This window comes from Sphingomonas sp. (assembly GCF_048594985.1).
In the GTDB taxonomy this organism is placed as follows: domain Bacteria; phylum Pseudomonadota; class Alphaproteobacteria; order Sphingomonadales; family Sphingomonadaceae; genus Sphingomonas_I.
Map to the genome: position 1 here is coordinate 1 of NZ_JBMDXG010000003.1, position 8,524 is coordinate 8,524.

Annotated in this window: 6 protein-coding genes and 1 tRNA gene; 3 read left to right on the forward strand and 4 right to left on the reverse strand. The window is 68.3% G+C overall.

Annotation, left to right across the window (positions count from 1 at the left end; all coding sequences use genetic code 11):
- The 4 genes from ACOJSF_RS00055 to ACOJSF_RS00070 all read right to left on the reverse strand — a co-directional run.
- Positions 1-1,412, reverse strand: a 1,412-nt coding sequence (locus ACOJSF_RS00055; RefSeq protein ID WP_420140203.1) for a phospholipase D-like domain-containing protein, incomplete at its 3' end; no start/stop codon positions are given.
- A 10-nt stretch (positions 1,413-1,422) separates the two neighbouring features.
- Entirely contained in the window at positions 1,423-2,316 is an 894-nt protein-coding gene (gene era / locus ACOJSF_RS00060) for a GTPase Era (RefSeq protein ID WP_420140204.1), read from the reverse strand.
- Complete coding sequence (gene rnc, locus ACOJSF_RS00065; protein WP_420140205.1) at positions 2,313-2,990, reverse strand: ribonuclease III; 678 nt, start codon at positions 2,988-2,990, stop codon at positions 2,313-2,315. Before rnc ends, era begins: the two co-directional genes overlap by 4 nt.
- Before the next feature lie 52 nt (positions 2,991-3,042).
- Complete coding sequence (locus tag ACOJSF_RS00070) at positions 3,043-3,822, reverse strand: sulfite exporter TauE/SafE family protein (RefSeq protein WP_420140206.1); 780 nt, start codon at positions 3,820-3,822, stop codon at positions 3,043-3,045.
- 154 nt (positions 3,823-3,976) lie between these two features.
- On the opposite strand from ACOJSF_RS00070, the gene ACOJSF_RS00075 reads away from it, so the two are divergent.
- The 3 genes from ACOJSF_RS00075 to ileS all read left to right on the forward strand — a co-directional run bounded on the left by ACOJSF_RS00075 (position 3,977) and on the right by ileS (position 8,473).
- Positions 3,977-4,053, forward strand: a tRNA-His gene (locus ACOJSF_RS00075).
- 115 nt (positions 4,054-4,168) lie between these two features.
- Entirely contained in the window at positions 4,169-5,218 is a 1,050-nt protein-coding gene (locus tag ACOJSF_RS00080) for a Leu/Phe/Val dehydrogenase (RefSeq protein WP_420140207.1), read from the forward strand.
- A 162-nt stretch (positions 5,219-5,380) separates the two neighbouring features.
- Positions 5,381-8,473, forward strand: coding sequence for an isoleucine--tRNA ligase (ileS, locus tag ACOJSF_RS00085; protein ID WP_420140208.1), 3,093 nt, complete (start codon positions 5,381-5,383; stop codon positions 8,471-8,473).
- Positions 8,474-8,524: the final 51 nt, after the last annotated feature.

Genomic DNA, 8,524 nt, shown 5'->3' on the forward strand with positions numbered 1-8,524 from the left:
CGGCGGAACAGGCCGCGCCCCGTCTGCGCCTCGAACATTTCCTGCGGACTCTCCGGGTCGAGCACCTCATTGTCCGCCAGCCAGCGCTCGGTCTCGCTGAGGTTGGGATCGCGATACGGCCGCAGCGAGCGTCCGTCGCCGCGCAGCGCCTCGATCGCGCCGATCAGCGATCCGTGGCTCTCGATCGCGCGCGTGACGGTCTCCGGCTCGACGCCGAGATGCTCCGCGAGCAGGTCGTCGCGGATCTCCGCGACGCGCGCGCGATCCGCCGCGCTCTCCGCCTCGATCACCAGGTCGCATTCGGTGTCGAGTCCGAGCGAGCGGTTGTTCATATTGGCCGATCCGATGCGGAGCGTGCGCCCGTCGGCGATCAGAATCTTGGCGTGGACATAGATCGGCGCGCCGCCTTCGGTGAAGGGATGGTAGAGCCGCAGGCGGCCGTGGCGGTCGCGCGCCGCGAGCGCCGCCATCAGCCGCGCGCGCGCCGTATCCATCGCCAGCGGCTCGAGCCATCCTTGCGCGGTCAGCGGATTGACGATGACGATTTCCGGCCCGTCCGCCTCGTCCAGCCGCCGCGCGCTCGCCTCCGCGATCTTGCGCGACGCGAAATACTGGCTCTCGACATAGAGACTGGTTCTGACCGCCGCGATCTGGGCGAGGAACAGCGTCTCGATCTCCCGCACCCCGTCCTGGTCCGGCATCTCCGGGAAAGTGCGCGCGATCCCCACGGGAATGTCGCGAAAATCGACGTCGAGCCCCTCCGGCCAGCAGTCCGATCGCTCCTCGATCGCGGTCAGTGCCGTGCCGCCGGCGCGCCGCCATCGTTCGCGCGCCATCTCGCCGAGCGCCGCCGCAACCGGCCCTTCGACGGCGGCGGTGGCGTCATGCCACGGCTTGTAGGGTTTGCCGTTGGGCAGCGTCCGGCCCGGATCGTCGTCCTCGTGATCGCGCCGGTCCCAGCGTTCGCCGGTCATGTCGATCCCGCCGCAGAAGGCGAAGCAATCGTCGATCACGACGACCTTCTGGTGATGCGAGGCGCCGGTCGGGTGGAAGGCGTCGAGCTTGGTCTGAATGCGCGGATGGCGCATCCATCGCAGCACCGTGAGGATGGTGCTGCCGCGCACCACCGTCTTGAGCGCGCCCACGTCCCACCGTAGCAGGAAGACCTCCAGCTCCGGATTGCGTTCCGCGAGCCACAGGATGAAATCGCCGACCGTCTCCGGTTCGCCGGGTTCGTGGCCGTCGCGGATCAGGCGGATGCGCGCGTCGAAATCCCATCCGATCAGCATGATCCGCCGCCGCGCCTGCATCATCGCGTCGCGCGCAATGCGGAAATAATCGTCCGCGTCGACGATCACGCGCATCCGCGCGGCTTTTTCGGTGCGCCACAGCCGGGCGTCGTCGCGCGTCATCGGCGTGCGCTCAATCGACCCAGTCGAGCCCGATGTCGCGGTACAGGCTGCGATCCTCTTCCCAGCGCGGATTGACCTTCACGTGCAGGAACAGGTGGACCTTCTGCCCGGTGATCCGCTGCAGCTCCTCGCGCGCTTTCTGTCCGATCTCCTTCAGCCGCGCGCCGCGCGCGCCGAGGATGATCGCGCGCTGGGTCTCGCGCGCGACCAGGATCTGCTGGTGGATCGCGACCGATCCGTCGCGCCGTTCCTCATACTTCTCGGTCTCAATCGCGCTGTCGTAGGGGAGCTCGGCGCGAAGCTGGAGGTAGAGTTGCTCGCGCGTCACCTCCGCCGCCAGCATCCGTTCGGACGCGTCCGACACCTGGTCCTCGGGGAAGTGCCACGGCCCCTCGGGCATGCGCGCCGCCAGATCGGCCTTGAGCGCGGCGACCCCGTCGGCGGTCAGCGCCGACACGAAATGGATCGCCACCGGATCGAGCATCCCCTGCAATTCCTGCGCGAGCGCGAGCAGGGGCTCCTTGATGGCGATGTCGACCTTGTTGAGGATCACCATCTTCGGCCCCGGCAGCGCCGCGACCCGATCGACCAAAGCGCGCGCCGGCGAATTGAACTTGCCCTTGGCGTCGATCACCAGCGCGATCAGGTCGGCGCCTTCGGTCCCGCCCCAGGCGGCGGCGACCATCGCGCGGTCGAGCCGGCGACGCGGATCGAAGATGCCCGGCGTATCGACCAGCAGGAGTTGCGCCTCCTCCTCGATCGCGATGCCCATCAGGCGCGTGCGCGTCGTCTGCGCCTTGGGGCTGACGATCGCCACCTTCTGCCCGACCAGCGCGTTGACGAGGGTCGACTTGCCCGCATTGGGCGCGCCGACGATGGCGACGAGGCCGCAGCGCTGGCTCATGCGAGCTGCGCCATCAGTGCGGCGGCGGCGGCGGTTTCCGCCTCCTGCTTCGACGATCCGTCCGCCTGCGCCGCGCCGCCGCGCCGTCCGCCGACCTCGACCTGGACGGTGAAGCGGGGGGCGTGATGCGGGCCATCGCGCCCGACCAAAGTATAGACCGGCGGGCGGCACTGGCGCGCGGCGGCCCATTCCTGCAGCGCCGACTTGGGATGCTTGGGCGCTTCCTCCAGCCGGTCGAGCCGGTCGCCCCACAGCCGCTTCACCGCGTCCGATGCCGTGCGGAAGTCCGTTTCGCAGAACAGCGCGCCGATCATCGATTCGACCGCGTCACCCACGACATTGTCGCTCATCTGCGCGCCGTCGTCGCGCGCCTGCTTGCCCAGGATCAGTTGCGCCGGAATACCGGCCTCGCGTCCGACCTCGGCGCAGGTCTCGCGGCTGACGAGCATGTTCAGGCGCGCGGACAATTTGCCCTCCGGTTCGTCGGGAAACCGGCCGTAGAGCCACGCCGCCATGGCGAGGCCGAGCACCCGGTCGCCCAGGAATTCCAGCCGCTCATAGCTCGGCCCCCCCTGGCTGCCATGTGTCAGCGCGCGGCGAAACAGGTCTGCGTCCTTGGGCGCGTGCCCCAGCGTCTGGCGTACCCAGGCGGCGAATGGATCGGGTTCGTTCACGCATCCGCCCCTAGCGCAGGCGGCCCGCGTGATGCCAGCCCGGCCGACACGCTCAGGCGACGAGCAGGCGATAGCCCGCAAACACCAGGATCGCGGCCAGGATCGGCCGGATCACGGAATCGGACATGCGGTTGGCCAGCAGCGATCCGGCGACGATGCCGGGGATCGATCCGATCAGCAGCAGGCCCAGCGTGCCGAGATGGACGTTGCCGATCCATAAGTGGCCGATCCCGGCGACGAAGGTCAGCGGCACCGCATGGACGATGTCGGTGCCCACCAGCCGCCTCGCCGAAAGACGCAGGGGATAGAGCGCGAGCAGCATCGCCGCGCCCAGCGCACCCGATCCGACCGATGTCAGCGTCACGAGGAAACCCAGCACCGCGCCCGCCGCGACCGTCGCCGCCGGCTGCCACCGATGCGCGCTGATCGCGGCGGACCGCGCGCGCGTGGCGTAACGATGGATCGGCCCCTTCAGCACGGTGGCGAGCGCGGTCAGCATCAGCACCACGCCCAGCGCGTGCATGATCGTGCCGCCCTTGATCTGGTGGATGTCGGCGGAGGAAAGCCACCACAATGTCAGCGCGGCCATCGGCAGGCTGCCCAGCGCCAGCCGCCGCACGATCTGCCAGTCGGGCCCGCCCTGCCGGTGATGGACGACGCCGCCGACCGTCTTCGTGATCGCGGCGAACCACAGGTCGGTGCCGACGGCGGTGGTAGGGGAAACGCCGAACGTCAGGATCAGGAGCGGCGCCATCAGCGATCCGCCCCCCACGCCGGTCAGGCCGACCATCATCCCCACGACCAGCCCGGCGATCGGGTACAGCCAGTCCATCCATCCCCCGTTGCGATACCGCGCGGCCGTTTTGCACGCCGGGCGCCGCCATGCCAGCGATGCCAGGCGCTGCGTCGGCGATTCCGCCCGCTTGACCGACGACCCCCCTGTACCTAGAGGGGCAGGCCTGCGGCGTCAGCCGCGTGCCAATGCGGCGGTCGTAGCTCAGTTGGTTAGAGCATCGGTTTGTGGTACCGAGGGTCGCGGGTTCAAGTCCCGTCGTCCGCCCCAGCATTTCCCATATTCCAGGCCTCTTCCGCCTGTACCCCGACGTCGGTTGAGGGTAGCGATTGCGCTCCGAAAAGATTATTGCGTTGTCCAGCAATAATCTTGTGAGAGGAATGGCATGCCGGCCTTGTGGACCCTGCCCGATTTCGACGCGCACGAGGGCGTTCACTTCTTCACCGATCCCGCCAGCGGGCTGCGCGCGGTCATCGCGCTCCATTCCACGCATCTCGGCCCGGCGGCCGGCGGCACCCGCTTCTGGCATTATGCCGACGATGCGCAGGCGGTGACCGACGCGCTGCGCCTGTCGCGCGGCATGAGCTTCAAGAATGCGATGGCGGGCCTGCCGATGGGCGGCGGCAAGGGGGTAATCCTGGCCGGCGCGGATCGCGCCAAGTCGCCCGAACTGCTCGCCGCCTTCGGTCGCGCGGTCGATTCGCTCGGCGGGCGCTACGTCACCGCCGAGGATGTCGGCATGGGCGAGGCGGATCTGGTCGCGATCGGGCGCGAGACGCGCCACGTCTCGGGCCTGCCCGTGGGTGAGGGCGCGGCCGGCGGCGATCCTGGCCCCTCGACCGCGACGGGCGTGTTCCTGGGCGTGAAGGCGGCGATCAAGCGCGCGCTCAGCCGCGACAGCGCCGACGGCGTCCATGTCGCGATCCAGGGCGTCGGCTCGGTCGGCGGCGGGCTCGCCCGCCTGCTCGCGGGCGAAGGCGCGCGGCTGACCATCGCCGACATGGACGCCGGCCGCGCCGCGCGGCTGGCCGAAGAACTCGGCGCCGCCGTGACCGGGCCCTCCGCCATTCTGGATGTCGAAGCGGACATTTTCAGCCCGTGCGCGCTCGGCGCGGTCCTGACCGAGGCCAGCATTCCCGCCTTGCGCGTCAAGGCGGTGGCGGGCGCCGCCAACAACCAGCTCGCCACCCCGGTGGATGGCGACCGGCTGCACGCGCGCGGCATCCTCTACGCCCCCGATTACGTTATCAACGCGGGCGGGATCATCAACGTCAGCCTCGAATATCTGGGGCAGGGCGATCGCGACGAGGTCGAGGCGCGCATCCGCCAGATCCCCGGCCGGCTCGAGTCGATCTGGGAGGAAAGCGCCGCGACCGGCGAAACCGCCGCCGCCGTCGCCGATCGCATGGCGATGAAGCTGATCGGGCGCGGTTGATATCTCGAGAAACCGTCATGCCGGACCCGTTCCGGCATCCACCATGCATCCTCGCCGCGGCCCATTGCCGGGCCGTGGACTCGGGAACAGGTCCGGGGTGACGGGGTGGGTGCACGGTTGGGTTTGTTTGGCGCGCGCTTCCCGCTAAAGCGCGCGCCGACCATGGCCGACACTCCCGACACCAAGCGCGACTGGCGCGACACCGTCTTCCTGCCGAAGACCGATTTTCCGATGAAGGCGGGCCTCGCTGCCAAGGAACCGGCGATCCTCGCCCAATGGCAGGCCGACGACCTCTACGCCCGCCTGCGCGAGGCGCGCGCCGGGCGCGAACGCTTCATCCTCCACGACGGCCCGCCCTACGCCAATGGCGACATCCACATGGGCCATGCGATGAACAAGGTGCTGAAGGACATCGTCGTCCGCACCCAGTCTTTGCTCGGCAAGGACGCGCCCTATGTCCCCGGCTGGGACTGCCACGGCCTGCCGATCGAATGGAAGGTCGAGGAGGAATATCGCAAGGCCAAGAAGAACAAGGACGAGGTGCCGGTCGCGGACTTCCGCGCCCAGTGCCGCGCCTATGCCGACAAGTGGGTGGATGTGCAGCGCGACCAGTTCCAGCGGCTGGGCGTGATGGGCGAGTGGGCCGATCCCTACCTCACCATGAACTACGCCAGCGAGGCGATCATCGCCGGCGAGCTGTTGAAATTCGCCGAAACCGGCCAGCTCTATCGCGGCGCCAAGCCGGTGATGTGGAGCCCCGTAGAAAAGACTGCGCTGGCCGAGGCCGAGGTCGAATATGAGGACATCACCTCGACCCAGATCGACGTCGCGTTCGAGATCGTCGAGAGCCCGATCCCCGAACTGATCGGCGCGCATGCGGTGATCTGGACCACCACGCCGTGGACGATCCCGGTCAACCAGGCTTTGGCTTACGGGCCGGAGGTTGAGTATATTCTGGTAGACGCAGCCCCCGATATTGTAAGCTCTGTTGGCCGTGGCGGTGATCGTAGCAAACGGTTGGCAGAAGCCGGAGAATATGCATCCCGCCTTACCAGTCCGTTCCTAATAGCGGAAGTATTGCTCGATGCCGTCTTGAGGCGGATTGACCCTCGCCTTCAGGCAGAGCCAAAGGTGTCTTGGCGCGGCAAAGGCTCCGATCTCGCCGGCACAATGGTCCGCCACCCGATCTACAATTTCCTCCGTCATCCCGGCGAAAGCCGGGATCCCGCTTCTTTTGGTGCGGGCGAAGGCAGCGGGACCCCGGATCAAATCCGGGGTGACGAGTGGGAGAAAAGGCTCGCCTTCTTCGAGAAGCCCCGCCCTATGCTGCCGGGCGATTTCGTCACCACCGATGCCGGCACCGGCCTCGTCCACATGGCGCCGGATCATGGCGAGGACGATTTCCTGCTGTGCAAGGAACACGGCATCGACCCCGTGTTCGCGGTCGAGGGCGACGGCAAGTATCGCGCCGACTGGCCGTGGCTGGGCGGGCAAGGGAGCGTCATCAATCCCAAGTTCAACGCGCCCGACGGCCCGATCTGTTCGGATCTGCGCGAAGCCGGGGCGCTGCTCGCCGCCAGCGCGGACTTCCAGCACAGCTACCCGCATAGCTGGCGGTCCAAGGCCAAGGTGATCTTCCGCGCCACGCCGCAATGGTTCATCGGCATGGATCGGAGCATATCTCGCGACCTGCCGGGGGCAGGTCGCGGAGCGGAGATCGGCTTGCAAAGCGAGCCGTCGGCCATAGCGGCGGAGATCGACGCCGCTGCTCCCTCTCCCCGGCGGGGAGAGGGCTCGAACGGTGCGACCCTGCGCGAACTCGCGCTCGACGCGATCGCGCGCACGCGCTTCGTGCCCGAAAAGGGCCGCAACCGCATCGGCGCGATGGTCGAGGGGCGGCCCGACTGGGTGATCTCGCGCCAGCGCGCGTGGGGCGTGCCGATCGCGCTCTACGTCCACAAGGCGACCGGCGACTATCTGCGCGACGCGCAGGTCAACGCCCGCATCCTCGCCGCGTTCGAGGCGGGCGGGGCGGATGCGTGGTTCACCGCCGACCATCAGGCGCTACTCGGCCCCGATTACGATCTGGCGGAGTACGAACCGCAGAAGGACATTCTCGACGTCTGGTTCGACAGCGGCTCGACCCACGCCTTCGTGATCGAGGCGCGCTATGGCGAGGGGACGCGCGCCAACCTCTATCTCGAAGGGTCGGACCAGCATCGCGGCTGGTTCCAGTCGTCGCTGCTCGAAAGCTGCGGCACGCGCGGGGTGGCGCCGTATGACGCGGTGCTGACGCACGGCTTCGCGCTCGACGGGCAGGGGCGGAAGATGTCGAAGTCGATCGGCAACGTCGTCGATCCGCTCAAGATCATTGGCGAGAGCGGGGCCGACATCCTGCGCCTATGGGTCGCGAGCGTCGACTATTTCGAGGATGTGCGCATCGGCAAGGAGATCCTGGCCGGCACGTCGGACGCCTATCGCAAGCTGCGCAACACCTTCCGCTACCTGCTCGGCGCGCTCGACGGTTTTGGCGAGGACGAGCGGGTGGCGGTCGACGACATGCCCGACTTGGAGCGGTACGTTCTCCATTTGCTCGCCGCGCTCGATGCCGAGCTGCGTTCGGCGGCGGACGCGTTCGAGTTCAACCGTTACGCGCGAGCGCTCACCGATTTCTGCAACAACGATCTGTCGGCCTTCTTCTTCGATGTCCGCAAGGATTCGCTCTATTGCGACGCGCCCGCCGATCCGAAGCGGCGCGCCTATCGCACGGTGCTCGACATCCTGTTCCACGCGCTCGTGCGCTATGCCGCGCCGATCCTCTGCTTCACCGCCGAGGAAGTGTGGGGCACGCGCTATCCGGATGGCGGCAGCGTGCACCTGCTCGAATGGCCGGATGTGCTCGACCTTTGGGTGGATCGCGAACTGGCCGCCCAGTGGGACGAGCTGCGCACGCTCCGCCAGGTGGTGAGCGCCGAGATCGAGCCCAAGCGCCGCGCGAAGGAGGTGGGGTCGAGCCTCGAGGTCAAGGTCGTGATCGGCCTGCCCGACGATCGCGACCGCCCCAACGTCACCACGGCCGAGCTGGCCGAACTGCTGATCGTGTCCGACGCCTCGTTCGACACGGTCGCGCACGGCCCGGTCGCGATCGCGCACCGCACCGACCGGCATAAATGCGGCCGCTGCTGGCGTCATCTGCCCGAGGTGGTCGAGGATGGCGACCTGTGCGACCGCTGCACGGAGGTGGTTGGTGCATAGGCCCGCCGCCCACCCCGTCGCCCCTGCGCAGGCAGGGGCCCATGTCTCTTC